Here is a 26,666-nt window from a genome sequence, read left to right as displayed (position 1 = left end):
TTCGTTTAAATAACAAATGTGTGCTTAGTCCCTTGGCCCACAAAAAGCGCACAGTATGCACGATTCAATGCAAAATCGTACCCCTAAATGCAACCGCATTAATGTAGCGCAAAGAAAATAGCGCCGCACTTCAGTCTATTACCAGCCCTGACTGAAACGTCTATACTCGCTTCAATTGGCCGCCACGACGGCGAAAGGATGCAAAACTATTATGGCTCACTCACATTTAATAGCAGAAAGAATTTCCCGCCTCAGCGGCGCGCTGGAAAAAGGCCTTTTCGAGCGTAGCCACGCCATTCGCCTCTGTTTACTGGCGGCGTTGAGCGGTGAAAGCGTCTTTCTGCTTGGTCCTCCGGGCATCGCCAAAAGCCTGATTGCCCGCCGGCTGAAATTTGCCTTTCAGAACGCCCGCGCTTTCGAATACCTGATGACCCGCTTTTCCACCCCAGAAGAAGTTTTCGGCCCGCTTTCCATTCAGGCGCTGAAAGATGAGGGGCGCTATCAGCGCCTGACTGAGGGGTATCTTCCGGAAGCGGAAATTGTTTTTCTTGATGAGATCTGGAAAGCAGGGCCGGCAATTCTGAACACCCTGCTCACGGCGATAAACGAACGCCGATTCCGCAACGGTGCCAGCGAAGAGAAAATCCCGATGCGCCTGCTGGTGGCGGCCTCTAACGAACTCCCGGAAGCCGACAGCAGCCTTGAAGCGCTGTATGACCGCATGCTGATCCGCCTGTGGCTCGACAAAGTGCAGGATAAATCCAACTTCCGCTCGATGCTGGTCAGCCAGCAGGATGAGAATGAAAACCCGGTCCCCGCTTCGCTGCAGGTCACGGATGAGGAGTATTACCAGTGGCAGGAGGATATCGGCAAAATCACACTGCCGGATTCGGTGTTTGAGCTGATCTATCTGCTGCGCCAGCAGCTCGATTTACTGCCTTCTGCGCCGTATGTCTCCGATCGTCGCTGGAAAAAAGCGATCCGTCTGCTGCAGGCCAGCGCCCTGTTCAGCGGCCGCGATGCCGTTGCGCCAATCGATCTGATCCTTTTAAAAGATTGTCTCTGGCACGACGCGGAAGGCATGAACCTGATGCAGCAGCAGCTTGACGTATTGATGACCGGACACGCCTGGGGCCAGCAGTCGATGCTCAACCAGCTGGGAGCGATTGCCCAACGGCGCATTCAGCTGCAGCAGCAACAAAGCGACAAAACAGCGCTGAAAGTAAACCGCCTTGGCGGCATGTTCGCCCGCAAAGCGCATTATGAGCTGCCGTCCGAACTGACCAGTACAACGCTGACGCTCCTGCTTCAGCAGCCCCTTAAGCTGCATGACATGCAGGTGGTCCATATCACCGTGGAGCGAGAACCACTGGCTCAGTGGCTTGATAAGGGCGGGGAGATCCGCGGCAAACTCAACGGCATCGGTTTTGCCCAGCCGCTGACGCTGGAAGTGGACAGCAGCCAGCATCTGGTGATCCGCGACGTCAGCCTGCAGGGATCGCGTCTTGCGCTTCCGGGAACCGCCTCTGACAGCGTGCCGGAAGAGATTAAACGCCAGCTTGAAGCGCTGGATACGGAATGGCACCAGCAACATACGCGCTTCAGCGAGCAGCAAAAATGCCTCTTTATTCATAGCGACTGGTTAGGTCGCATCGAAGCCAGCCTGCAGGATGTCAGTGCGCAGATCAAACAGGCTCGTCAATGCTAACGCTGGATACGCTTAACGTCATGCTGGCCGTCAGCGAAGAGGGGTTGATCGAAGAGGTGGTCATCACCCTTCTGGCCTCCCCGCAGCTGGCGGCTTTTTTTGAAAAATTCCCGCGGCTCAAAAAGGCGATGACCGACGATCTCCCGCGCTGGCGCGAAAACCTGCGTCAGCGGTTCAAAGAGACCGAAGTCCCCCCAGAATTAACTGACGAGGTGGCCTGCTATCAGCAGTGCCAGCGGCTCTCTACGTCACAGTTTATCGCCCAGCTCCCGCAAACCCTGACGTTACTCGACACGGTACACTCTCCGTTTGCCGGCCAGGCGCGGGCGCTGGTCACGGATAACGCCACGTTTACCCCCGCGCTACACACCCTCTTTTTACAACGCTGGCGCCTCAGCCTGGTGGTGCAGGCCACAACGTTGAACCAGCAGTTGCTGGATGAGGAGCGTGAACAGCTGCTTAGCGAAGTGCAGGAACGCATGACCTTAAGCGGTCAGCTGGAGCAGGTGCTGGTGGAAAATGAAAACGCCGCCGGGCGTCTTTGGGATATGAGCGCTGGTCAGCTGCGGCGCGGAGATTACCAGCTCATCGTCAAGTACGGCGATTTTCTGGCACAGCAGCCAGAGCTGATGAAGCTTGCCGAACAGCTGGGTCGCTCACGGGAGGCCAAATCGGTCCCAAAGAAAGATGCCCCAATGGAGACCTTCCGCACCCTGGTCCGTGAACCGGCCACCGTGCCTGAGCAGGTGGATGGGCTCCAGCAAAGCGACGATATTTTGCGCCTGCTGCCCACGGAGTTGAGTACGCTGGGGATGACCGAGCTTGAGTACGAGTTTTATCGCCGGCTGGTGGAAAAACAGCTTCTGACCTACCGGTTGCATGGCGAAGCCTGGCGTGAAAAGCTCAGCCAGCGCCCGGTCATCCATCAGGATTTTGACGAACAGCCGCGCGGGCCTTTTATTGTGTGCGTGGATACGTCCGGCTCGATGGGAGGGTTTAACGAACAGTGCGCGAAAGCGTTCTGCCTGGCTCTGATGCGCGTGGCGCTCGCCGATCGACGTCGCTGCTTCGTCATGCTCTTTTCCAGCGAAGTTGTGGGGTATGAACTGACCCATCAGCAGGGTATTGAGCAGGCGATCCGCTTTTTAAGCCAGCGCTTTCGTGGCGGTACCGATCTGGCCAGCTGTTTTCGAAGCATCGTTGAGCGGATGCAGGGCGGAGACTGGTATGACGCTGACGCCGTGGTCATCTCCGATTTTATTGCCCAGCGGCTACCGGATGACGTGGTGAATAAAGTGAAGGAGCTACAGCGAGTGCACCAGCACCGTTTCCATGCTGTGGCGATGTCTGCCCATGGAAAGCCCGGCATCATGCGCATCTTCGATCATATCTGGCGCTTTGATACCGGGTTACGTAGCCGCCTGCTAAGACGCTGGCAGCGCTAATTACAGAAGAGATTCAACGCGATCGCGTACCTGTTGTGGCCAGACACCGCACTGCACCTGACCAATATGAGGCAGCTGCAACAGCAGCATGGTCAGACGGGACTGGCCAATACCGCCGCCAATGGTCTGCGGCATCTCTCCGCGCAGCAACGCCTGGTGCCACTCCAGCGTGAGACGATCTTCATCCCCGGTCAGTGCCAGCTGACGCTTCAGGGCGTCAGCATCCACGCGGATCCCCATTGAAGAGAGCTCGAACGCATCTTCCAGCACCGGGTTCCAGACCAGAATATCGCCGTTCAGACCGGCGCGTTCGCCTTCACCCGTCGTGCTCCAGTCATCATAATCCGGCGCACGCACATCATGGCGTTTACCGTCAGACAATTTGCCGCCAATCCCGATCAGGAACACAGCACCCAATTCTTTGGCGATCGCACGCTCACGGCCTTTGGCATCCAGATCGGGATAACGGCTCAGCAGTTCCTGGCTGTGGACAAAGTGGATCGATTCCGGCAGGAACGGTGCCAGACCAAACTCTTTGCTCACTGCCGCTTCGGTCGCTTTGATCCCGGCGTAGATCGCCTCAACGGTGGATTTCAGCGTACCGACGTGACGCTCGCCATCGCCCATGACACGCTCCCAGTCCCATTGATCGACGTAGACGGAGTGCATTGGCGTAAGACGGTCTTCATCGGGGCGAAGGGCTTTCATGTGCGTGTAAAGCCCTTCGCCCGCGCTGAAGTCGTGTTGTCCCAGGGTTTGACGTTTCCACTTCGCAAGGGAATGCACCACTTCGAACTGGGCGTCTGGCAGTGTTTTCACTTTCACCTGTACCGCTTTTTCGCATCCAGAAAGGTTGTCCTGCGTCCCGTCACCCACGCGGCTGAGAATGGGCGCCTGGACTTCGATCAGACCAAGCTTATCTTCCAGCTGACGTGAAAAATGGGATTTAACGAAGCTGATCTGGCGTTGTTTTGCGATGTAAGCGGTTTTCATTATTTATACTCCTGCGTCCTGTTGATAGAGATTAAGCAACAGAAATGGCCTGTTATTCAATAACCCATCAACAAAAAGCCACCTTCACTTTTGATTCATTAAAACAAGGCGCTAGAATAGAGAGATTCATTAATCTTCATAAGAAAAAGCTATGGAAAATTATCAGATCGATAATCTGGACCGCGGCATCCTGGAGGCCTTAATGGCCAATGCACGTACTGCCTATGCGGAACTGGCGAAACAGTTTGGCGTCAGTCCGGGCACAATCCACGTTCGCGTGGAAAAGATGAAACAGGCGGGGATCATTACCGGCGCACGTATCGACGTCAGCCCTAAGCAGCTGGGTTATGACGTCTGCTGCTTTATTGGCATTATTCTCAAAAGCGCCAAAGACTATCCGTCAGCCCTGGCGAAGCTCAACGCGCTTGAAGAAGTCACGGAGGCCTACTACACCACCGGGCACTACAGTATCTTTATAAAGGTGATGTGCCGCTCTATTGATGCCCTCCAGCAGGTACTTATCAACAAGATCCAAACAATTGATGAAATTCAGTCCACTGAAACATTGATCTCCCTGCAGAACCCGATCATGCGTACCATCCGCCCCTGATCGGGCAAATTCATTCCCACATTTTCCACAGGTAGATCCCAGCTCGTTCACAGCGTACAATGAGCCCCTCTTTATTTGAGCGAGCGATCAATGGCGGACATTACCCTTATCAGTGGCAGCACCCTGGGCGGCGCGGAATACGTTGCGGAACATCTGGCTGAGAAGCTGGAAGACGCGGGCTTTTCCACCGAAACATTGCACGGCCCGTTGCTTGACGATCTCCCGACTGATGGGGTCTGGCTACTGATCACCTCGACGCACGGCGCAGGCGATCTGCCGGATAATCTGCAACCTTTATATGACGAACTGCTGGAACAGCAGCCTGACCTGTCAAACGTCCGTTTTGGCGCGGTGGGTATCGGCAGTCGTGAATATGACACCTTTTGCGGTGCAATAGAGAAAGTCGAAGCCGCTGTGACTGCCTGTGGGGCAAAACAGCTGGGTGAAACACTGAAGATCAACATCCTCGATCATGACATTCCGGAAGATCCAGCGGAGATCTGGCTGGGTGAATGGAAAAATTTACTCAAAAACGATTAAAGATCGCGCGAACAGATGTGGATAACTCTGGTTAAAAGCTCGTATTAAGCGGTAGTTATCCAAGTTATAACTCTGAGGCTGTTTTAGGCCTGTGTATAAAGTCGCGATCTGATCCCAGCTTATACTGGCCAGGATCACCGATCATTCACAGCAAACGATCCTTTCTAACTGCATGATCTTCATCGTGAGATCGGGCTTATCCACAGAGGTACTCGATCCTAATAAGAGATCACAATAGAACAGATCTCTAAATAAAAAGATCTTCTTTTTAATAGCCCAGGATCCCAATGCTTTCTCGAAAGACTAAAGTTGAGTAGAATCCACGGCCCGGGCTTCAATCCATTTTCATACCGCTTTACGCGAGGCAGACCACCATGTTTTATCAGGATCCTTTTGACGTCATCATCATTGGCGGGGGTCATGCAGGCACTGAGGCCGCAATGGCCGCAGCGCGAATGGGTCAGCAGACCCTGCTTTTGACACACAATATCGACACGCTGGGACAAATGTCCTGTAATCCGGCGATTGGCGGCATTGGGAAAGGACACCTGGTAAAAGAAGTGGATGCACTTGGCGGCCTGATGGCGAAAGCGATCGATCATGCCGGCATCCAGTTTAGGATACTAAACGCGAGCAAAGGTCCCGCTGTGCGCGCCACCCGTGCTCAGGCAGACCGCGTGCTTTACCGTCAGGCGGTACGTACTGCCCTGGAGAATCAGCCAAACCTGATGATCTTCCAGCAGGCGGTAGAAGATCTTATCGTTGAAAACGATCGCGTTGTGGGTGCCGTAACCCAGATGGGCCTCAAGTTCCGCGCGAAAGCCGTCGTACTGACTGTCGGGACCTTCCTGGATGGCAAAATCCATATCGGTCTGGATAACTACAGCGGTGGCCGTGCTGGCGATCCGCCGTCCATTCCGCTGTCTCGTCGTCTGCGTGAACTTCCGCTGCGCGTCAGTCGCCTGAAAACAGGCACGCCACCGCGTATTGATGCGCGCACCATTGATTTCAGCGTGCTGGCACAACAGCACGGCGATAACCCCATGCCGGTGTTCTCGTTCATGGGCAATGCGGCTCAACATCCGCAGCAGGTACCGTGCTACATCACGCATACCAACGAAAAAACCCATGATGTGATCCGCAATAACCTTGACCGCAGCCCAATGTACGCTGGCGTGATCGAAGGGATCGGCCCGCGTTACTGTCCGTCGATCGAAGACAAAGTGATGCGCTTTGCCGATCGTAACCAGCACCAGATCTTCCTGGAGCCGGAAGGACTGACGTCAAATGAAATTTACCCGAACGGCATCTCCACCAGCCTGCCGTTCGATGTGCAGATGCAAATTGTTCGCTCAATGCAGGGTATGGAGAACGCGAAAATCGTTCGTCCTGGCTACGCTATTGAGTACGATTTCTTCGATCCGCGTGACCTGAAGCCAACCCTGGAGAGCAAATTCATCCACGGTCTGTTCTTCGCCGGCCAGATTAACGGCACGACCGGTTACGAAGAAGCTGCCGCTCAGGGTCTGCTTGCCGGTCTGAACGCAGCACGCTTCTCTGCGGAGAAAGAGGGCTGGGCACCTGCGCGTTCTCAGGCTTATCTGGGCGTGCTGGTCGACGATCTTTGCACCCTGGGTACCAAAGAACCGTACCGTATGTTTACCTCTCGCGCGGAATATCGCCTGATGCTGCGCGAAGATAACGCCGATCTGCGTCTGACCGAAGTGGGTCGTGAACTGGGTCTGGTGGATGACGAACGTTGGGCGCGCTATAACGAAAAACTGGAACGCATTGAGCAGGAACGTCAGCGTCTGAAAACCACCTGGGTGAATCCACAGGCGGAAACCGCTGCAGAAGTGAATGCTCACTTAACTGCGCCGCTTTCGCGCGAAGCCAGCGGCGAAGACTTGCTGCGTCGCCCTGAAGTGACCTACGAGAACCTGGTGAAACTGACCGCGTTCGCGCCTGGCCTTGAAGACGCTGAAGCGGCTGAACAGGTTGAGATCCAGGTCAAATACGAAGGTTACATCGCGCGTCAGCAGGATGAGATTGAAAAACAGCAGCGCAACGAAAATACGCTGCTGCCGGAAATGCTGGACTACCGTCAGGTGACGGGGCTTTCCAATGAAGTGATCGCCAAGCTGAACGATCACAAGCCTGTGTCGATCGGTCAGGCATCCCGTATCTCCGGTGTCACACCTGCCGCGATTTCGATTCTGCTGGTGTGGCTGAAAAAGCAAGGTATGCTGCGCCGTAGCGCATAATATCCAGTGCTTTTGGCGGGTGGCGCTTCGCTACCCGCCCTGCTAATTCGTAGGCCCGGTAAGCGCCACCGGGCAATTTATGTCTAAACAGGTACCCACTGTGCTCAATAAACTCTCTCGTCTGCTGGAACAGGCAGGTATTTCGCTCACCGATCACCAGAAAACTCAGCTGGTGGCCTATGTCGATATGCTGAACAAATGGAATAAAGCGTACAACCTGACGTCTGTTCGCGACCCCAACGAGATGCTGGTTCGTCATATCCTCGATAGCATCGTGGTTGCGCCGTATCTTAAAGGGGAGCGCTTTATCGATGTGGGCACAGGTCCTGGCCTGCCGGGGATCCCGCTGTCGATTGTCCGCCCTGAGAGCCATTTCACGCTGCTGGACAGCCTTGGCAAACGCGTCCGTTTTTTACGTCAGGTCCAGCATGAGCTGAAACTGGAGAACATCGCCCCTGTACAGAGCAGGGTAGAGGCGTTCCCCGCGGAGCCGCCGTTTGACGGTGTTATCAGCCGCGCGTTTGCGTCGCTCAATGATATGGTGAGCTGGTGTAAGCACTTGCCTGCACAAGATGGCCGCTTTTATGCCCTGAAAGGGCAGTTGCCGGGCGATGAAATTGAACAGCTTCCGGAAGGTTTTGCTGTCGAATCCGTTGAGAAATTAAACATTCCTCAGCTTGAGGGTGAACGCCATCTGGTGATAATTAAGCCAAACAATTTTTAAATATTTAATAAAAATTGTGGAATTCGTGCTGTTCTGACCATGTTAAATAACAGCACAAATTCTCGGGTTTTACCGAAGAGAGTTTAACCTCTGTGTTACTAAGGTTTTTCTAACGGTTAACGTAACAGCCATTGTTCAGCATGAAGATAGTCAACATCGAAAATATCAGCCTGCTAAAAGTGGAATACGGCAACCAGAATCGAATGTTAAATATTTATTAAGAATGTCAATAAAAGGTTTTTATTGTATACCGGGCTGTTTTGAAAATAGTTACGATAATTTGTCTTTAATTTCATAAAGATGAAATAAACCGATTTGCGTCTTTGATAAATACACCCTTATCGCAAATGTGTATTTTGTGATCTCGTGCACGCTTTGTAGCCAACGTTTTCGCGCTGTTTGCAGTTTTGGTCGAAGGTCGTGGCTTTCAGGAAAAGTTAAAAAATAGCGGCGGGGAAAAATATTTAAACATTTATTCACCTTTTCGCTACTTAATGTTTGAAATCACGGGTGCGCACCGTATAATTTGACCGCTTTTTGATGCTTGACTCTGAGCCTTAAAGGACGTTTTATACGACACGCGGCATACCTCGAAGGGAGCAGGAGTAAAAACGTGATGTCTGTGTCGCTCTTGAGTAGAAACGTTGCTCGTAAGCTTCTGTTCATTCAGTTTCTGGCTGTGATAGCAAGTGGATTGCTGTTTAGCCTCAAAGACCCCTTCTGGGGCATCTCCGCCGTGTGCGGGGGTTTGGCGGTTGTTCTGCCAAACGTATTGTTTATGATTTTTGCCTGGCGTCATCAGGCGCATACACCCGCCAAAGGCCGTGTGGCCTGGTCCTTCGCTCTCGGTGAAGTGTGTAAGGTGTTGCTGACCTTTGCTCTACTGGTGATGGCGCTGGCGGTTTTGAAAGTGGTATTCATGCCGCTGATAGCAACGTGGGTTTTGGTGCTGGTGGTACAAGTTCTGGCTCCAGCTGTAATCAACAACAAAGGGTAAAAGGCATCATGGCTTCAGAAAATATGACGCCGCAGGATTACATAGGTCACCATCTGAATAACCTTCAGCTGGACCTGCGTACATTCTCGCTGGTGGATCCGCATAACCCCCCGGCCACCTTCTGGACGATCAACATCGACTCCATGTTCTTCTCGGTCGTTTTGGGTCTTCTGTTCCTGGCCATGTTCCGCGGTGTTGCGAAAAGAGCGACCAGCGGTGTTCCAGGGAAATTCCAGACGTTCATCGAAATGATCATCGGCTTCGTCCATGGCAGCGTCAAAGACATGTACCATGGTAAGAGCAAGCTGATTGCTCCGCTGGCCCTGACCGTGTTCGTTTGGGTGTTCCTGATGAACCTGATGGACCTGCTGCCAATCGATTTCCTGCCGTGGATTGGCGAACATGTCCTCGGTCTGCCAGCACTGCGCGTGGTGCCGTCCGCTGACGTGAACATCACCCTGTCGATGGCGCTGGGCGTGTTTATCCTGATTCTTTTCTACAGCATCAAAATGAAAGGCGTAAGCGGCTTCGTGAAAGAGCTTACCTTGCAGCCGTTCAACCACTGGGCGTTTATTCCGGTCAACCTGATCCTGGAAGGCGTTAGCCTGCTGTCCAAACCTGTTTCACTGGGTCTGCGACTGTTCGGCAACATGTATGCGGGTGAGCTGATTTTCATTCTGATCGCGGGTCTTCTGCCGTGGTGGTCACAGTGGATTCTGAATGTGCCTTGGGCCATTTTCCACATCCTGATCATTACGCTGCAAGCCTTTATCTTCATGGTTCTGACGATCGTCTATCTGTCGATGGCGTCTGAAGAGCACTGATTTTTTACCAACACTACTACGTTTTAATTGAAACAAACTGGAGACTGTCATGGAAAACCTGAATATGGATCTGCTGTACATGGCTGCCGCTGTGATGATGGGTCTGGCGGCTATCGGTGCTGCGATCGGTATCGGCATCCTCGGGGGCAAATTCCTGGAAGGCGCAGCGCGTCAACCTGATCTGATTCCTCTGCTGCGTACTCAGTTCTTTATCGTTATGGGTCTGGTGGATGCTATCCCAATGATCGCTGTAGGTCTGGGTCTGTACGTGATGTTTGCTGTCGCGTAGTAGTAGTTTTAAAACCCTAAGCCACAGATATTAAAGAGGTATTGTGCTGTGAACATGAACGCAACAATCCTCGGCCAGGCCATCGCGTTTATTCTCTTTGTCTGGTTCTGCATGAAGTATGTATGGCCGCCTTTAATGGCTGCCATCGAAAAACGTCAGAAAGAAATTGCTGACGGTCTGGCTTCTGCAGAACGCGCTAAGAAAGATTTGGACCTTGCACAGGCCAACGCGACAGACCAGCTGAAAAAAGCGAAAGCGGAAGCTCAGGTTATCATCGAACAGGCTAACAAACGCCGTTCGCAGATCCTGGACGAAGCCAAAGCTGAAGCAGAACAGGAACGTACTAAGATCGTGACACAAGCTCAGGCTGAAATTGAAGCTGAGCGTAAACGTGCTCGCGAAGAACTGCGTAAGCAGGTTGCGATTCTGGCTGTTGCTGGCGCCGAGAAGATCATCGAACGTTCCGTGGATGAAGCTGCTAACAGCGACATCGTGGACAAACTTGTCGCTGAACTGTAAGGAGGGAGGGGCTGATGTCTGAATTTGTTACGGTAGCTCGCCCCTACGCCAAAGCAGCTTTTGACTTTGCTGTCGAACACCAAAATGTCGATCGCTGGCAGGATATGCTGGCGTTTGCCGCTGAGGTGACGAAAAACGAACAAATGGCCGAGTTGCTTTCTGGTGCGTTAGCGCCTGAAACTCTCGCCGCGTCGTTTATCGCCGTGTGCGGAGAGCAACTGGATGCCAATGGTCAGAACCTGATTAAGGTAATGGCAGAAAATGGTCGTCTCCGTGTGCTCCCGGATGTTCTCGAGCAGTTTGAGCACTTACGTGCCCTTAGTGAAGCTACCGCTGAAGTCGAAGTGACTTCTGCGACTGAACTGAGTGATGAACAGCTTGCGAAAATTACCGCCGCGATGGAAAAACGTCTGTCACGCAAAGTTAAGCTGAATTGCAAAATCGATAAGTCTGTAATGGCAGGCGTAATCATCCGTTCGGGTGATATGGTCATTGATGGCAGCGTACGCGGCCGTCTTGAACGCCTTGCAGACGTCTTGCAGTCTTAAGGGGACTGGAGCATGCAACTGAATTCCACCGAAATCAGCGAACTGATCAAGCAGCGCATTGCTCAGTTCAGTGTTGTGAGCGAAGCTCACAACGAAGGTACTATTGTTTCTGTAAGTGACGGTGTTATCCGCATCCACGGCCTGGCCGATTGTATGCAGGGTGAGATGATTTCCCTGCCGGGTAACCGTTACGCTATCGCACTGAACCTGGAGCGCGACTCCGTAGGTGCAGTTGTGATGGGTCCATACGCTGACCTCGCCGAAGGCATGAAGGTTAAGTGTACTGGCCGTATTCTGGAAGTGCCGGTTGGCCGTGGCCTGCTGGGTCGCGTTGTTAACACCCTGGGTGCGCCAATCGACGGTAAAGGTCCGGTTGAGCACGATGGCTTCTCCCCAATCGAAGTTATCGCACCAGGCGTTATCGACCGTCAGTCCGTTGATCAGCCAGTGCAGACTGGTTATAAGTCCGTTGATGCCATGATTCCAATCGGTCGTGGCCAGCGTGAACTGATCATCGGTGACCGTCAGACCGGTAAAACCGCGATGGCTATCGACGCCATCATCAACCAGCGTGACTCCGGCATCAAATGTGTGTACGTGGCTATCGGCCAGAAAGCGTCCACCATTTCTAACGTGGTTCGTAAACTGGAAGAGCACGGCGCGCTGTCTAACACCATCGTTGTTGTGGCGACCGCTTCTGAATCTGCTGCACTGCAATACCTGGCACCATACGCCGGTTGCGCAATGGGCGAATACTTCCGTGACCGCGGTGAAGATGCGCTGATCGTATACGATGACCTGTCTAAACAGGCCGTTGCATATCGTCAGGTTTCCCTGCTGCTCCGTCGTCCACCTGGACGTGAAGCGTTCCCTGGCGACGTATTCTACCTCCACTCTCGTCTGCTGGAGCGTGCTTCCCGCGTTAACGCGGAATACGTCGAGAACTTCACCAAAGGTGAAGTGAAGGGCAAAACTGGCTCTCTGACCGCGCTGCCAATCATTGAAACCCAGGCGGGTGACGTTTCTGCGTTCGTTCCGACCAACGTAATCTCCATTACCGATGGTCAGATCTTCCTGGAAACCAACCTGTTTAACTCCGGTATTCGTCCGGCAGTTAACCCGGGTATCTCCGTATCCCGTGTGGGTGGTGCTGCTCAGACCAAGATCATCAAGAAACTGTCCGGTGGTATTCGTACCGCGCTGGCACAGTATCGTGAACTGGCTGCGTTCTCTCAGTTCGCATCCGATCTGGACGAAGCAACCCGTAAACAGCTGAGCCACGGTCAGAAAGTGACCGAGCTGCTGAAGCAGAAACAGTACGCACCAATGTCTGTTGCTCAGCAGGGCCTGGTTCTGTTCGCGGCTGAACGCGGTTACCTCGAAGATGTGGAACTGGCGAAAATCGGTAGCTTCGAAGCCGCTCTGCTGGCTTACGTCGACCGTGATCACGCTCCGCTGATGCAAGAGATCAACCAGACCGGTGGCTATAACGACGAAATCGAAGGCAAGCTGAAAGCTATCCTCGATTCCTTCAAAGCAACCCAATCCTGGTAATCGTCCGGCGGCTTGTCTCAGGACAAGCCGCCTGGCATTGAGGAGAAGCTCATGGCCGGCGCAAAAGAGATACGTAGTAAGATCGCAAGCGTCCAGAACACGCAAAAGATCACTAAAGCGATGGAGATGGTCGCCGCTTCCAAAATGCGTAAATCGCAGGATCGCATGGCGGCCAGCCGTCCTTATGCAGAAACCATGCGCAAAGTGATTGGTCACCTTGCAAACGGTAATCTGGAATATAAGCACCCTTACCTGGAAGAACGCGACGTTAAGCGCGTGGGCTACCTGGTGGTGTCGACCGACCGTGGTCTGTGTGGCGGCTTGAACATTAACCTGTTCAAAAAACTGCTGGCGGATATGAAAGCATGGTCTGAAAAAGGCGTTCAGTGCGATATCGCAATGATCGGCTCTAAAGGCGTCTCTTTCTTTAACTCCGTTGGTGGCAACATTGTCGCTCAGGTGACGGGTATGGGTGATAACCCTTCCCTGTCCGAGCTGATCGGCCCGGTTAAAGTGATGTTGCAGGCTTACGATGAAGGCCGTCTGGACAGACTGTACGTTGTCAGCAACAAATTTATTAACACCATGTCTCAGGTTCCAACGCTCACTCAGATGCTGCCTTTACCGGCATCAGAAGATGACGAGCTGAAGCAAAAATCCTGGGATTACCTGTATGAACCCGATCCGAAACCGCTGTTGGATACCCTGCTGCGTCGTTACGTTGAATCTCAGGTTTATCAGGGCGTTGTAGAAAACCTGGCCAGCGAGCAGGCCGCACGAATGGTGGCGATGAAAGCCGCGACCGATAATGGCGGCAGCCTGATTAAAGAGCTGCAGTTGGTTTACAACAAAGCTCGTCAGGCCAGCATTACTCAGGAACTCACCGAGATCGTCTCGGGGGCCGCCGCGGTTTAACCAGGTTTACGAATTACGTAGAGGATTCAAGATGGCTACTGGAAAGATTGTCCAGGTAATCGGCGCCGTGGTGGACGTCGAGTTCCCTCAGGACGCCGTACCACGCGTGTACGACGCGCTTGAGGTACAGAATGGTAACGAGAGCCTGGTGCTGGAAGTTCAGCAGCAGCTCGGCGGCGGTATCGTGCGTACCATCGCGATGGGTTCTTCCGACGGTCTGCGTCGTGGTCTGGAAGTTAAAGACCTTGAGCACCCGATCGAAGTCCCGGTAGGTAAAGCAACACTGGGTCGTATCATGAACGTATTGGGTCAACCAATCGACATGAAAGGCGACATCGGTGAAGAAGAGCGTTGGGCTATCCACCGCGCAGCACCTTCCTACGAAGAGCTGTCCAGCTCTCAGGAACTGCTGGAAACCGGCATCAAAGTTATCGACCTGATGTGTCCGTTTGCGAAGGGCGGTAAAGTTGGTCTGTTCGGTGGTGCGGGTGTAGGTAAAACCGTAAACATGATGGAGCTGATCCGTAACATCGCGATCGAGCACTCCGGTTACTCCGTATTTGCGGGCGTAGGTGAACGTACTCGTGAGGGTAACGACTTCTACCACGAAATGACCGACTCCAACGTTCTGGACAAAGTATCCCTGGTTTACGGCCAGATGAACGAGCCACCAGGAAACCGTCTGCGCGTTGCGCTGACTGGCCTGACTATGGCTGAGAAGTTCCGTGACGAAGGCCGTGACGTTCTGCTGTTCGTTGATAACATCTATCGTTACACCCTGGCCGGTACTGAAGTATCTGCACTGCTGGGTCGTATGCCTTCAGCGGTAGGTTATCAGCCGACGCTGGCGGAAGAGATGGGTGTTCTTCAGGAACGTATCACCTCTACCAAAACCGGTTCTATCACCTCCGTTCAGGCGGTATACGTACCTGCGGATGACTTGACTGACCCATCCCCAGCCACCACCTTTGCGCACCTTGACGCAACCGTGGTACTGAGCCGTCAGATCGCGTCTCTGGGTATCTACCCGGCCGTTGACCCGCTGGACTCCACCAGCCGTCAGCTGGATCCACTGGTTGTGGGTCAGGAACACTACGACACCGCGCGTGGCGTACAGTCCCTGCTGCAGCGTTACCAGGAACTGAAAGACATCATCGCCATCCTGGGTATGGATGAGCTGTCTGAAGAAGACAAACTGGTGGTAGCACGTGCGCGTAAGATCCAGCGCTTCCTGTCCCAGCCGTTCTTCGTTGCGGAAGTATTCACCGGTTCTCCGGGTAAATACGTTTCCCTGAAAGACACCATCCGTGGCTTTAAAGGCATCATGGAAGGCGAATACGATCACCTGCCGGAGCAGGCGTTCTACATGGTTGGTTCCATCGACGAAGCCGTGGAAAAAGCCAAAAAACTTTAACGCCTTAATCGGAGGGTGATATGGCAATGACTTACCACCTGGACGTCGTCAGCGCAGAGCAACAAATGTTCTCTGGTCTGGTCGAGAAAATCCAGGTAACGGGTAGTGAAGGTGAACTGGGTATTTTCCCGGGTCACGCACCGCTGCTCACCGCCATTAAGCCTGGTATGATCCGCATCGTTAAACAGTTCGGTCATGAAGAGTTTATCTATCTGTCCGGCGGCATTCTTGAAGTGCAGCCTGGCAGCGTGACCGTTCTGGCCGATACCGCTATTCGTGGCCAGGATCTCGACGAAGCACGAGCCCTGGAATCGAAGCGTAAGGCTGAAGAGCACATTAGCAGCTCTCATGGTGACGTGGATTACGCTCAGGCGTCTGCGGAGCTGGCCAAAGCGATCGCGAAACTGCGCGTTATCGAGTTGACCAAAAAAGCGATGTAACACCGGCTTGAAAAGCACAAAGCCAGTCTGGTTTCCAGGCTGGCTTTTTTTATGGTTTCGTATCACACCGATCTTTATTCATGATCCAAAAGAATAGCTAAGCTATTGTGTGTGCTAGCGACTTATCGCGAGAAGGCTATTTTCCAGAGAAAAAGGGGTTTACTCTGCCCCTAAAAATGGCCTCAAATAGCCATTATTGGCTGATGTTGAACGTTTTACCGCCATTCCATTTTATGACGCAAAATATGTAGAATTTTCAACGTCAACGGGTTTAACTTCTTACTCAAATTACAGTCAGGACGCGTATGTTGAACAATACAATGAGCGTGGTCATCCTTGCCGCCGGTAAAGGTACCCGCATGTATTCCGATCTTCCAAAGGTACTGCACACGCTGGCAGGAAAGCCGATGGTGCAGCATGTCATTGATGCCGCTAATGAACTGGGTGCTCGTCAGGTCCATCTGGTCTATGGTCACGGCGGCGATCTGCTTAAAAAGACGCTGAACGATGACAAACTCAACTGGGTGCTTCAGGCAGAACAGTTGGGGACTGGACACGCCATGCAGCAGGCCGCCCCGTTCTTTGCGGATGACGAAGATATTCTGATGCTTTACGGCGACGTCCCGCTGATCTCTGTCGACACCCTTGCCCGCCTGCGTGAAGCTAAACCGCAGGGTGGTATAGGGTTGTTAACCGTCGTGCTTGACGATCCGACCGGCTATGGCCGCATTACCCGCGAAAACGGTAACGTAACGGGTATCGTTGAGCATAAAGATGCCAGCGACGCACAGCGTCAGATTCAGGAGATCAACACCGGTATCCTGATTGCCAATGGCGCGGACCTGAAGCGCTGGCTGTCGAAGCTCACCAACAATAATGCGCAGGGTGAGTACTACATCACCGACATCATCGCGATGGCCTATCAGGAAGGGCGTGAGATTGCGGCGGTTCATCCGGCACGCATTAGCGAAACCGAAGGGGTGAATAACCGCCTTCAGCTTTCCCGCCTGGAACGCGTTTATCAGTCCGAACAGGCTGAAAAACTGCTCCTGGCAGGCGTTATGCTGCGCGACCCGGCGCGTTTCGATCTGCGCGGGACCTTATCTCACGGGCGCGACGTTGAAATCGATACTAACGTTATCCTTGAAGGCAACGTCACGCTTGGCCACCGCGTCAAAATTGGTGCCGGTTGTGTTATCAAAAACAGCGTCATCGGTGACGACTGCGACATTAGCCCGTACAGTGTGGTTGAAGATGCACATCTGGACGCGGCATGCACCATTGGGCCGTTCGCACGCCTGCGCCCTGGCGCTGAATTGCTCGAAGGCGCCCATGTTGGCAACTTCGTTGAGATGAAAAAAGCGCGTCTGGGCAAAGGTTCCAAAGCCGGCCATTTAACCTACCTGGGCGATGCAGAAATTGGCGATAACGTGAACATTGGTGCAGGAACAATCACCTGCAACTATGACGGTGCCAACAAGTTTAAAACCATCATCGGTGATGATGTGTTTGTCGGTTCTGATACACAGCTGGTGGCACCGGTGACGGTCGGGAACGGGGTAACCATTGCCGCCGGGACGACCGTGACGCGCGATGTTGCCGACAATGAGCTGGTGCTGAGCCGCGTGCCGCAGGTTCACAAGCAGGGCTGGAAACGCCCGGTGAAGAAAAAGTAACGACCTGCACCCTGCTCTCTCCCGCGAGGAGAGAGCTAGTTCGGTGCGGTGTTTTTCGCCCTCGCCCCTCTGGGGAGAGGGATGGGGTGAGGGGATAACATAATCCTCCCCCCAAAGGCAGTACTTATAACAATAACCCCACTCTCTACAAGGCTCGGGGTGCCCGGAAAGGGCAAATACAGGTCAGCGACAACGCATGGCATAACGCCATAATCAGGAAATTAAACTATGTGTGGAATTGTTGGCGCAGTTGCGCAGCGTGATATTGCTGAAATCCTTCTCGAAGGTTTACGTCGTCTGGAATACCGTGGTTACGACTCTGCCGGTCTGGCAGTTGTGGATGCAGAAGGGCATATGACCCGTCTGCGTCGTCTCGGTAAAGTGCAGATGCTGGCCCAGGCTGCGGAAGATCATCCGCTGCATGGTGGCACGGGTATTGCGCACACCCGCTGGGCGACCCACGGCGAACCGTCTGAAGGCAATGCGCACCCGCATGTGTCCGAACACATCGTGGTCGTGCATAACGGCATTATCGAAAACCACGAACCGCTGCGCGAAGAACTTAAAGCGCGCGGCTATACCTTCGTCTCTGAAACCGACACCGAAGTTATTGCTCACCTGGTTCACTGGGAGCTGGAGCAGGGCGGTACACTGCGTGAAGCGGTGCTGCGTGCGATCCCTCAGCTGCGCGGTGCATACGGTACGGTAATCATGGATTCACGCGATCCGTCCACGCTGCTGGCCGCACGTTCCGGTAGCCCAATGGTTATCGGTCTGGGCATGGGCGAGAACTTTATCGCCTCTGACCAGCTGGCACTTCTGCCGGTTACCCGTCGCTTTATCTTCCTGGAAGAGGGTGATATCGCGGAAGTGACGCGTCGCAACGTGACGGTATTCGATACCAAAGGCGAGCAGGTGAAACGCCCGGAGATCGAATCCAATCTGCAGTACGACGCAGGCGACAAAGGCGCTTACCGTCACTACATGCAGAAAGAAATTTACGAGCAGCCGAACGCCATCAAAAACACCCTGACTGGGCGCATCAGCCACGGCGAGGTGGACCTGAGCGAACTGGGCGCCAACGCCAATGAGCTGCTCGGTAAGGTTGAGCATATTCAGATCGTGGCCTGCGGTACCTCCTACAACTCCGGTATGGTCTCACGCTACTGGTTTGAATCCCTGGCCGGTGTTCCGTGTGATGTGGAAATTGCTTCAGAATTCCGCTACCGCAAATCCGCGGTGCGTCGTAATAGCCTGATGATCACCCTTTCCCAGTCTGGCGAAACGGCGGACACCCTGGCGGCGCTGCGTCTCTCTAAAGAGCTGGGTTATCTGGGCTCTCTGGCCATCTGTAACGTGCCAGGTTCTTCGCTGGTTCGTGAATCCGATCTGGCGCTGATGACCAACGCAGGCACGGAAATCGGCGTGGCCTCCACCAAAGCGTTTACCACTCAGCTGACCGTTCTGCTGATGCTGGTGGCGAAACTGGCGCGTCTGAAAGGGCAGGATGCGGCTGTTGAGCATGACATCGTTCATGGCCTGCAGGCGCTGCCAAGCCGTATTGAGCAGATGCTGTCTCAGAACAAACGCATTGAAGCGCTGGCGGAAGATTTCTCTGACAAACATCACGCCCTGTTCCTCGGCCGTGGCGATCAGTATCCAATTGCGCTGGAAGGCGCGTTGAAGCTGAAAGAGATCTCCTACATCCACGCGGAAGCTTACGCAGCAGGCGAGCTGAAACACGGCCCGCTGGCGCTGATTGACGCAGACATGCCGGTCATCGTTGTGGCACCTAACAACGAACTGCTGGAAAAACTGAAGTCCAATATCGAAGAAGTCCGCGCCCGCGGTGGTGTACTGTACGTCTTCGCCGATAAAGACGCCGGCTTTGCGAGCAGCGACAATATGCACATCATCGAGATGCCGCATGTGGAAGAGGTGATTGCCCCTATCTTCTACACCGTTCCGCTGCAGTTGCTGGCCTACCACGTCGCGCTGATCAAAGGCACTGACGTTGACCAGCCACGTAATCTGGCGAAATCGGTCACCGTAGAATAATCCCCTCAGGCTCCACCTTCGGGTGGAGCTTTTTTACCCTTCCTGGTTTGTTTTTAATCAACCCATCCGCATTTTTATTTATGACAATCTGTCATCTTCAGCTACTTTTTTCAGTGTCACATAAAGAAAATATTTCTGAAAACTTGCTGTCATGTAAGTGATTAACTAGATGATAATTAAATGAATTTTTACTGATATTTAAGTTAAATTTCCATTGTCATAAAACTGTCATAATACGTACATTTATCTGTCACCTGTTTGTCCTATTTTGCTCATCGTAGCCACTAAACAACGATTTACGAAAATCTTGCAGGAGACATTATGAAAGTTATGCGTACCACTGTCGCAACTGTTGTCGCCGCGACCTTATCTCTGAGCGCGTTCTCTGTATTTGCAGAAGCAAGCCTGACTGGCGCTGGTGCAACCTTCCCTGCGCCGGTGTATGCCAAATGGGCGGATACCTACCAGAAAGAAACCGGTAACAAGGTTAACTATCAGGGTATCGGCTCCTCCGGTGGCGTAAAACAAATTACCGCGAATACCGTTGATTTCGGTGCATCAGACGCTCCACTGTCTGATGACAAACTGGCGCAGGAAGGCCTGTTCCAGTTCCCGACCGTTATCGGTGGTGTTGTGCTGGCCGTTAACATTCCAGGCCTGAAATCAGGCGAGCTGGTCCTGGACGGCAAAACCCTGGGTGACATCTACCTCGGTAAAATCAAAAAATGGGATGACGAAGCCATCACCAAACTGAACCCGGGTGTCAAACTGCCTTCGCAGAACATCGCAGTGGTTCGTCGTGCAGATGGTTCCGGTACCTCTTTCGTTTTCACCAGCTACCTGGCGAAAGTGAACGAAGAGTGGAAATCTAAAGTCGGTTCCGGCTCTACCGTTAACTGGCCAACCGGTCTGGGTGGTAAAGGCAACGACGGTATCGCCGCGTTCGTACAGCGTCTGCCTGGTTCTATCGGCTATGTAGAGTATGCGTACGCTAAGCAGAACAACCTGTCCTACACCAAACTGGTTTCTGCCGATGGCAAGCCAGTCAGCCCGACTGAAGAGAACTTTGCTAACGCTGCAAAAGGCGCTGACTGGAGCAAATCCTTCGCTCAGGATCTGACTAACCAGAAAGGCGACGGTGCGTGGCCAATCACCTCTACCACCTTCATTCTGGTTCACAAAGAGCAGAAGAAACCTGAGCAGGGCGCTGAAGTGTTGAAGTTCTTCGACTGGGCGTACAAAAACGGCGGCAAACAGGCTAACGCGCTGGATTACGCCACCCTGCCGGACAACGTGGTTGAGCAGATTCGCGCTGCATGGAAAACCAACGTGAAAGACAGCAGCGGTAAAGCATTGTATTAATTTAGTATTCTGACGAAAATGGCGGGTGGCGCTCGCGCTACCCGCCGATTTCGTAAACGCGTTTAACAGAAGAGTGATTTATGGCTGCAACAAAGCCTGCATTTAACCCTCCGGGTAAAAAAGGTGACATGATTTTCAGCGCGCTGGTCAAACTGGCTGCGCTGATTGTGCTATTGCTGCTGGGCGGCATTATCGTGTCCCTGATTTTCTCCTCCTGGCCGAGCATCCAGAAATTCGGTTTCTCCTTCCTGTGGACCAAAGAGTGGGATGCGCCGAACGATATCTACGGTGCGCTGGTGCCGATTTACGGCACGCTGGTGACGTCGTTTATCGCCCTGCTGATTGCGGTGCCGGTGAGCTTTGGTATTGCCCTGTTCCTGACGGAACTGGCGCCGGGCTGGCTGCGTCGTCCACTGGGTATTGCCATTGAACTGCTGGCCGCTATTCCAAGTATCGTGTACGGCATGTGGGGCCTGTTTATCTTTGCTCCCCTGTTCGCAACGTACTTCCAGGAACCGGTGGGTAATGTTCTCTCTGCCATTCCGTTTGTCGGCACCCTGTTCTCTGGCCCGGCTTTCGGTATCGGTATTCTGGCTGCGGGGGTGATCCTCGCTATTATGATTATTCCGTACATTGCGGCGGTAATGCGCGATGTCTTCGAACAAACGCCGGTGATGATGAAAGAGTCGGCCTACGGCATCGGCTGCACCACCTGGGAAGTTATCTGGCGCATCGTCCTTCCGTTCACCAAAAATGGGGTGATTGGCGGCGTCATGCTGGGGTTAGGCCGTGCTTTGGGTGAAACCATGGCGGTGACCTTTATTATCGGTAACACCTACCAGCTCGACAGCGCCTCCCTCTACATGCCGGGTAACAGTATTACTTCCGCACTGGCGAATGAATTTGCCGAAGCGGAATCCGGGCTGCACGTCGCGGCGCTGATGGAACTGGGCCTGATCCTGTTTGTGATTACCTTCATTGTGCTGGCGATCTCCAAGCTGATGATCCTGCGTCTCGCAAAAAATGAGGGGGCACGCTAATGGCAACTCTCGAAATGCAAAGCACCACTGCGCTGGCGGAATCCCGTCGCAAAATGCAGGCGAAGCGTCGTTTCAAAAACCGCGTTGCGTTGACGCTCTCAATGGCAACGATGGCGTTCGGTCTGTTCTGGCTGGTCTGGATCCTGTTTTCGACCGTTGTGCGCGGCATCGACGGGATGTCGCTGTCACTGTTCACCGAGATGACGCCGCCGCCAAATACGGCGGGCGGCGGCCTGGCGAATGCCCTGGCGGGCAGTGGTTTGCTGATCCTCTGGGCGACGGTAGTTGGTACACCGCTTGGCATTATGGCGGGGATTTATCTGGCGGAGTACGGGCGTAAATCCTGGCTGGCAGAGGTGATTCGTTTCATTAACGACATCCTGCTGTCTGCGCCGTCTATCGTGGTCGGTCTGTTTGTTTACACCATTGTGGTGGCGCAGATGGAACACTTCTCCGGCTGGGCAGGTGTGATTGCGCTGGCGCTGCTGCAAGTACCTATCGTCATTCGTACCACCGAGAACATGCTGAAACTGGTGCCGGATAGCCTGCGTGAAGCGGCTTACGCGCTGGGCACGCCGAAGTGGAAAATGATCTCCGCGATTACGCTGAAAGCCTCCGTCTCCGGGATCATGACCGGTATCCTGCTGGCCATTGCCCGTATTGCAGGCGAAACGGCGCCGCTGCTGTTTACTGCCCTCTCCAACCAGTTCTGGAGTACGGACATGATGCAGCCGATCGCCAACCTGCCGGTGACGATTTTTAAATTTGCGATGAGCCCATTCGCGGAATGGCAGCAGCTGGCCTGGGCCGGGGTGCTGATCATTACCCTTTGCGTACTGTTGCTGAACATTCTGGCGCGCGTCATTTTCGCGAAGCAGAAACACGGTTAAATTTTTACGGCGCGGCAGATCGCGGCGCCGAATGAGGAAATGAGTCAATGAGTATGGTTGATACTGCCCCGGGTAAGATTCAGGTTCGTGATTTGAACTTCTACTACGGCAAATTCCATGCCCTGAAGAACATCAACCTGGATATCGCCAGGAACCAGGTCACGGCATTTATCGGTCCGTCTGGCTGTGGTAAATCCACGCTGCTGCGTACCTTTAACAAAATGTATTCGCTCTATCCGGAGCAGCGTGCCGAAGGTGAAATCATCCTGGACGGCGATAACATTCTGACCAACAGCCAGGATATCGCCCTGCTGCGTGCGAAAGTCGGGATGGTGTTCCAGAAACCGACGCCGTTCCCGATGTCCATCTATGACAACATCGCCTTTGGCGTACGTCTGTTTGAAAAGCTCTCCCGTGCGGATATGGATGAGCGCGTTCAGTGGGCTTTGACCAAGGCCGCATTATGGAACGAAACCAAAGATAAGTTGCACCAGAGCGGTTACTCTCTCTCCGGTGGTCAGCAGCAGCGTCTGTGCATTGCGCGTGGTATCGCCATTCGCCCGGAAGTGTTGTTGCTGGATGAGCCGTGTTCAGCTCTGGACCCGATCTCAACCGGCCGTATTGAAGAGTTGATCACCGAGCTGAAGCAGGATTACACCGTGGTTATCGTGACCCACAACATGCAGCAGGCTGCGCGTTGTTCCGATTACACGGCGTTTATGTACCTGGGCGAGTTGATTGAGTTCAGCAATACGGACGATCTGTTCACCAAGCCCGCTAAAAAGCAAACAGAAGACTATATCACCGGTCGTTACGGTTGATTCAGGAGCGCGCTATGGACAATCTCAATCTTAACAAACACATTTCAGGCCAGTTCAACGCAGAGCTGGAAAGTATTCGCACTCAGGTGATGACCATGGGTGGCATGGTTGAGCAGCAGCTTTCCGATGCCATTACCGCGATGCACAACCAGGACAGCGAGCTGGCGAAGCGCGTTATCGAAGGTGATAAAAACGTCAATATGATGGAAGTCGCCATTGATGAAGCCTGCGTGCGTATTATCGCCAAGCGTCAGCCAACGGCGAGCGACCTGCGTCTGGTTATGGCGATCATCAAAACCATCGCCGAGCTGGAGCGTATTGGTGACGTTGCGGATAAAATCTGCCGCACCGCGCTGGAGAAATTCTCTCAGCAGCACCAGCCACTGCTGGTGAGCCTCGAGTCGCTGGGTCGTCATACCGTGCAGATGCTGCATGACGTACTGGATGCCTTTGCGCGAATGGATCTGGACGAAGCGGTACGTATCTACCGTGAAGACAAAAAGGTCGACCAGGAGTATGAAGGCATCGTGCGTCAGCTGATGACCTACATGATGGAAGACTCCCGTACGATCCCAAGCGTCCTGACCGCGCTGTTCTGCGCGCGCTCAATCGAGCGTATCGGTGACCGTTGCCAGAACATTTGCGAATACATCTTCTACTTCGTGAAAGGACAGGATTTCCGTCACGTTGGTGGCGATGAGCTGGACAAGCTGCTGGCGGGTAAAGATCCGAAAGAGTGATGCGCTAACATGCCCGGTGCTGCTGCGCTTACCGGGCCTGCGAACCTTATAGGCCGGATAAGCGTCAGCGCTATCCGGCTTTTTTTCAGCGAGTAATATTCCACCCGCGAGCCTTCCACAATTCTGGCAGCTGCGCCAGATCGGTGAAGGTCGTCACTTTTGGATGATCGATCGGTTTGTTGTGCGGATCGGCGCAGAAGTAAAACACTTCCATACCCGCATCAATTCCCGACTGCGCTCCCGCAGAAGAGTCATCCACCAGAATGCAGTTCGCCACGTTAACGTTCATCGCTTTTGCTGCATGGAACATCAACGCCGGGTCTGGCTTCCAGCGCTGGATATCGTAGCCGCTGAACAGTTTTTCCGGGAAGTGGTGCAACATTTCAAGCTTACCCAGCGAGTGCTGCATTTTGCTGACCGGACCGTTCGAGACCACGCAGATGGGCACCGTCATCGCATCCAGAAGCGCATTCGCCCCGGCAATGACCTCCAGCTCGGAGTCGAAGAGGCGTGCGACCTCGGCGCGGTAGACCGGCTCCAGATCTGCTTTTGCCAGATCCACACCGTGCTCTTCGTTAATGATGTCGATGATCTCGTAGAGCTTCACGCCTTTAAAGCGTTTAAACACCTCTTCGAGATCCAGCGTAATGCCAAATTCCCTGAACATGGTCACATACGCGCAGGAACAAATGACCTCACTGTCGACCAGCGTACCGTCGCAGTCGAAAAATACCGCTTCAATTCCGGACATGCCTTTCCCTTTTTACAAGTTTAACGTTTACGTACGGCAGTTTAATGAGACGCAATCGTTGCCGTATAAGCAAAATCAATGAAAAAAGTATCTCGTAACCGCCACTATTGTCGCATTTTGGTATAGGATAGCGACGAATTTTCCCTCCTTGTTCGGAAATTGATGATGAGTCAACAACACACTACCCAGACATCTGGTCAGGGTCTGCTTGAGCGCGTGTTTAAACTGCGTGAGCACGGCACAACGGCACGCACCGAAGTGATCGCCGGTTTCACCACCTTCCTGACGATGGTCTATATCGTTTTTGTTAACCCACAAATTCTGGGCGTTGCTGGCATGGACACCAGCGCCGTCTTCGTGACCACCTGTCTGATCGCTGCGCTGGGCAGTATCCTGATGGGTGTGTTCGCTAACCTGCCCGTGGCGCTGGCCCCGGCAATGGGTCTGAACGCTTTCTTCGCGTTCGTGGTCGTCCAGGCGATGGGTCTGCCATGGCAGGTCGGCATGGGCGCTATCTTCTGGGGCGCGGTTGGCCTGCTGTTGCTGACCATTTTCCGCGTACGTTACTGGATGATAGCCAATATTCCGGTGAGCCTGCGCGTGGGCATTACCAGCGGTATTGGTCTGTTTATCGGCATGATGGGTCTGAAAAATGCAGGCGTTATCATGGCTAACCCGGACACGCTGGTGAGCATCGGTCACCTGACCTCGCACAACGTGCTGCTGGGCGTGCTGGGCTTCTTTATCATCGCTATCCTGGCTTCGCGCAATATTCATGCGGCCGTGCTGGTTTCTATCGTGGTCACCACGCTGCTGGGCTGGATGCTGGGCGATGTGCAGTACAAAGGGATTGTCTCCGCGCCACCGAGCGTGTCTACCGTCATTGGGCACGTCGATCTGGCAGGCTCCCTGAACCTGGGTCTGGCGGGCGTGATTTTCTCCTTCATGCTGGTTAACCTGTTTGACTCCTCCGGTACGCTGATTGGCGTGACCGACAAAGCCGGCCTGGCGGATGAGAATGGGAAATTCCCGCGCATGAAGCAGGCGCTGTTCGTTGACAGTGTCTCCTCTGTCACCGGCGCGTTTATCGGTACATCGTCTGTTACCGCTTACATTGAATCCTCTTCAGGTGTCTCTGTGGGTGGCCGTACCGGTCTGACGGCGGTTGTGGTGGGGATCCTGTTCCTGCTGGTGATCTTCCTGTCACCACTGGCGGGCATGGTGCCTCCGTATGCGGCAGCCGGCGCGCTGATCTACGTGGGGGTGTTAATGACCTCCAGCCTGTCGCGCGTGAAGTGGGATGATTTAACCGAAGCGGTGCCTGCGTTTATTACCGCGGTGATGATGCCGTTCAGCTTCTCGATCACCGAAGGTATCGCGCTGGGCTTTATCTCCTACTGCGTCATGAAGATTGGTACCGGTCGCTTCCGCGACCTCAGCCCGTGCGTCATCATTGTGGCGCTGCTGTTTGTGCTGAAGATTGTTTTTATTGATGCCAAATAAACAGAAAGCCCTTTTCGTCGAAAAGGGCTTTTGTGTTTGCG

Annotated in this window: 25 protein-coding genes; 23 read left to right on the top strand and 2 right to left on the bottom strand. The window is 53.6% G+C overall.

Annotated features, from left to right (window positions below; genetic code table 11):
* Positions 1-211 precede the first annotated feature (211 nt).
* Positions 212-1,708: an ATPase RavA gene (ravA, locus tag QMG44_RS17710; RefSeq protein WP_025202724.1), complete on the top strand. Its 1,497-nt coding sequence runs from the start codon at positions 212-214 to the stop codon at positions 1,706-1,708.
* Positions 1,702-3,153, top strand: coding sequence for an ATPase RavA stimulator ViaA (gene viaA / locus QMG44_RS17705; RefSeq protein ID WP_086533045.1), 1,452 nt, complete (start codon positions 1,702-1,704; stop codon positions 3,151-3,153). The genes ravA and viaA overlap by 7 nt, the downstream gene beginning before the upstream one ends.
* Here viaA and asnA read toward each other — a convergent pair whose 3' ends face one another.
* On the bottom strand, positions 3,154-4,146 hold the full coding sequence (asnA, locus tag QMG44_RS17700) for an aspartate--ammonia ligase (RefSeq protein WP_020882768.1): 993 nt from the start codon (positions 4,144-4,146) through the stop codon (positions 3,154-3,156).
* Positions 4,147-4,297: 151 nt separating this feature from the next.
* Here asnA and asnC point away from each other — a divergent pair, with 151 nt between their 5' ends.
* The 20 genes from asnC to phoU all read left to right on the top strand — a co-directional run bounded on the left by asnC (position 4,298) and on the right by phoU (position 24,371).
* Positions 4,298-4,756 (top strand): transcriptional regulator AsnC, encoded by a 459-nt coding sequence (asnC, locus tag QMG44_RS17695; protein WP_014172275.1) that lies wholly within the window; start codon positions 4,298-4,300, stop codon positions 4,754-4,756.
* A gap of 90 nt (positions 4,757-4,846) precedes the next feature.
* Positions 4,847-5,296 (top strand): FMN-binding protein MioC, encoded by a 450-nt coding sequence (mioC, locus tag QMG44_RS17690; protein ID WP_020882767.1) that lies wholly within the window; start codon positions 4,847-4,849, stop codon positions 5,294-5,296.
* Between the two features lie 374 nt (positions 5,297-5,670).
* Complete coding sequence (gene mnmG, locus QMG44_RS17685) at positions 5,671-7,560, top strand: tRNA uridine-5-carboxymethylaminomethyl(34) synthesis enzyme MnmG (RefSeq protein WP_032679278.1); 1,890 nt, start codon at positions 5,671-5,673, stop codon at positions 7,558-7,560.
* Between the two features lie 100 nt (positions 7,561-7,660).
* Positions 7,661-8,284, top strand: coding sequence for a 16S rRNA (guanine(527)-N(7))-methyltransferase RsmG (gene rsmG, locus QMG44_RS17680; protein ID WP_032679279.1), 624 nt, complete (start codon positions 7,661-7,663; stop codon positions 8,282-8,284).
* 616 nt (positions 8,285-8,900) lie between these two features.
* Positions 8,901-9,281: a F0F1 ATP synthase subunit I gene (atpI, locus tag QMG44_RS17675; protein ID WP_008500194.1), complete on the top strand. Its 381-nt coding sequence runs from the start codon at positions 8,901-8,903 to the stop codon at positions 9,279-9,281.
* A gap of 8 nt (positions 9,282-9,289) precedes the next feature.
* Positions 9,290-10,105 carry a F0F1 ATP synthase subunit A gene (gene atpB / locus QMG44_RS17670; RefSeq protein ID WP_014172280.1) on the top strand — a complete coding sequence of 272 codons (816 nt, stop codon included), beginning with the start codon at positions 9,290-9,292 and terminating at the stop codon, positions 10,103-10,105.
* Between the two features lie 49 nt (positions 10,106-10,154).
* Entirely contained in the window at positions 10,155-10,394 is a 240-nt protein-coding gene (atpE, locus tag QMG44_RS17665) for a F0F1 ATP synthase subunit C (RefSeq protein WP_000429386.1), read from the top strand.
* 48 nt (positions 10,395-10,442) lie between these two features.
* Positions 10,443-10,913 (top strand): F0F1 ATP synthase subunit B, encoded by a 471-nt coding sequence (gene atpF / locus QMG44_RS17660; protein ID WP_003862370.1) that lies wholly within the window; start codon positions 10,443-10,445, stop codon positions 10,911-10,913.
* A 14-nt stretch (positions 10,914-10,927) separates the two neighbouring features.
* The gene (atpH, locus tag QMG44_RS17655) at positions 10,928-11,461 is read left to right on the top strand and encodes a F0F1 ATP synthase subunit delta (protein WP_014172281.1); all 534 of its coding nucleotides are present in this window, start codon (positions 10,928-10,930) and stop codon (positions 11,459-11,461) included.
* A gap of 12 nt (positions 11,462-11,473) precedes the next feature.
* The gene (gene atpA, locus QMG44_RS17650) at positions 11,474-13,015 is read left to right on the top strand and encodes a F0F1 ATP synthase subunit alpha (protein ID WP_006808751.1); all 1,542 of its coding nucleotides are present in this window, start codon (positions 11,474-11,476) and stop codon (positions 13,013-13,015) included.
* A 51-nt stretch (positions 13,016-13,066) separates the two neighbouring features.
* Positions 13,067-13,930 carry a F0F1 ATP synthase subunit gamma gene (gene atpG / locus QMG44_RS17645; RefSeq protein WP_020882764.1) on the top strand — a complete coding sequence of 288 codons (864 nt, stop codon included), beginning with the start codon at positions 13,067-13,069 and terminating at the stop codon, positions 13,928-13,930.
* A 31-nt stretch (positions 13,931-13,961) separates the two neighbouring features.
* A complete protein-coding gene (atpD, locus tag QMG44_RS17640) occupies positions 13,962-15,344 on the top strand; it encodes a F0F1 ATP synthase subunit beta (protein ID WP_006177559.1) in 1,383 nt (460 codons plus the stop codon).
* 20 nt (positions 15,345-15,364) lie between these two features.
* The gene (locus tag QMG44_RS17635; RefSeq protein ID WP_006177560.1) at positions 15,365-15,784 is read left to right on the top strand and encodes a F0F1 ATP synthase subunit epsilon; all 420 of its coding nucleotides are present in this window, start codon (positions 15,365-15,367) and stop codon (positions 15,782-15,784) included.
* Between the two features lie 305 nt (positions 15,785-16,089).
* A complete protein-coding gene (gene glmU, locus QMG44_RS17630) occupies positions 16,090-17,460 on the top strand; it encodes a bifunctional UDP-N-acetylglucosamine diphosphorylase/glucosamine-1-phosphate N-acetyltransferase GlmU (RefSeq protein ID WP_014172285.1) in 1,371 nt (456 codons plus the stop codon).
* A gap of 228 nt (positions 17,461-17,688) precedes the next feature.
* The gene (gene glmS, locus QMG44_RS17625) at positions 17,689-19,518 is read left to right on the top strand and encodes a glutamine--fructose-6-phosphate transaminase (isomerizing) (RefSeq protein ID WP_232937821.1); all 1,830 of its coding nucleotides are present in this window, start codon (positions 17,689-17,691) and stop codon (positions 19,516-19,518) included.
* Between the two features lie 321 nt (positions 19,519-19,839).
* Entirely contained in the window at positions 19,840-20,880 is a 1,041-nt protein-coding gene (gene pstS, locus QMG44_RS17620; protein ID WP_014172287.1) for a phosphate ABC transporter substrate-binding protein PstS, read from the top strand.
* 80 nt (positions 20,881-20,960) lie between these two features.
* Complete coding sequence (gene pstC / locus QMG44_RS17615) at positions 20,961-21,920, top strand: phosphate ABC transporter permease PstC (RefSeq protein ID WP_014172288.1); 960 nt, start codon at positions 20,961-20,963, stop codon at positions 21,918-21,920.
* Positions 21,920-22,810: a phosphate ABC transporter permease PstA gene (pstA, locus tag QMG44_RS17610; protein WP_014172289.1), complete on the top strand. Its 891-nt coding sequence runs from the start codon at positions 21,920-21,922 to the stop codon at positions 22,808-22,810. The genes pstC and pstA overlap by 1 nt, the downstream gene beginning before the upstream one ends.
* Before the next feature lie 47 nt (positions 22,811-22,857).
* Positions 22,858-23,631 carry a phosphate ABC transporter ATP-binding protein PstB gene (pstB, locus tag QMG44_RS17605; protein WP_281853211.1) on the top strand — a complete coding sequence of 258 codons (774 nt, stop codon included), beginning with the start codon at positions 22,858-22,860 and terminating at the stop codon, positions 23,629-23,631.
* A gap of 14 nt (positions 23,632-23,645) precedes the next feature.
* Entirely contained in the window at positions 23,646-24,371 is a 726-nt protein-coding gene (phoU, locus tag QMG44_RS17600) for a phosphate signaling complex protein PhoU (protein WP_008500182.1), read from the top strand.
* An 85-nt stretch (positions 24,372-24,456) separates the two neighbouring features.
* Here phoU and yieH read toward each other — a convergent pair whose 3' ends face one another.
* Complete coding sequence (gene yieH, locus QMG44_RS17595; protein WP_086533047.1) at positions 24,457-25,122, bottom strand: 6-phosphogluconate phosphatase; 666 nt, start codon at positions 25,120-25,122, stop codon at positions 24,457-24,459.
* 165 nt (positions 25,123-25,287) lie between these two features.
* Here yieH and QMG44_RS17590 point away from each other — a divergent pair, with 165 nt between their 5' ends.
* Positions 25,288-26,625 (top strand): NCS2 family permease, encoded by a 1,338-nt coding sequence (locus QMG44_RS17590; protein ID WP_165764071.1) that lies wholly within the window; start codon positions 25,288-25,290, stop codon positions 26,623-26,625.
* Positions 26,626-26,666: the final 41 nt, after the last annotated feature.

The organism is Enterobacter sp. 200527-13 (assembly GCF_027924865.1).
Taxonomy (GTDB): domain Bacteria; phylum Pseudomonadota; class Gammaproteobacteria; order Enterobacterales; family Enterobacteriaceae; genus Enterobacter; species Enterobacter ludwigii.
The sequence above is the reverse complement of the archived record's forward strand: the minus strand, read 5'-3'. Positions and strand labels throughout refer to the sequence as shown.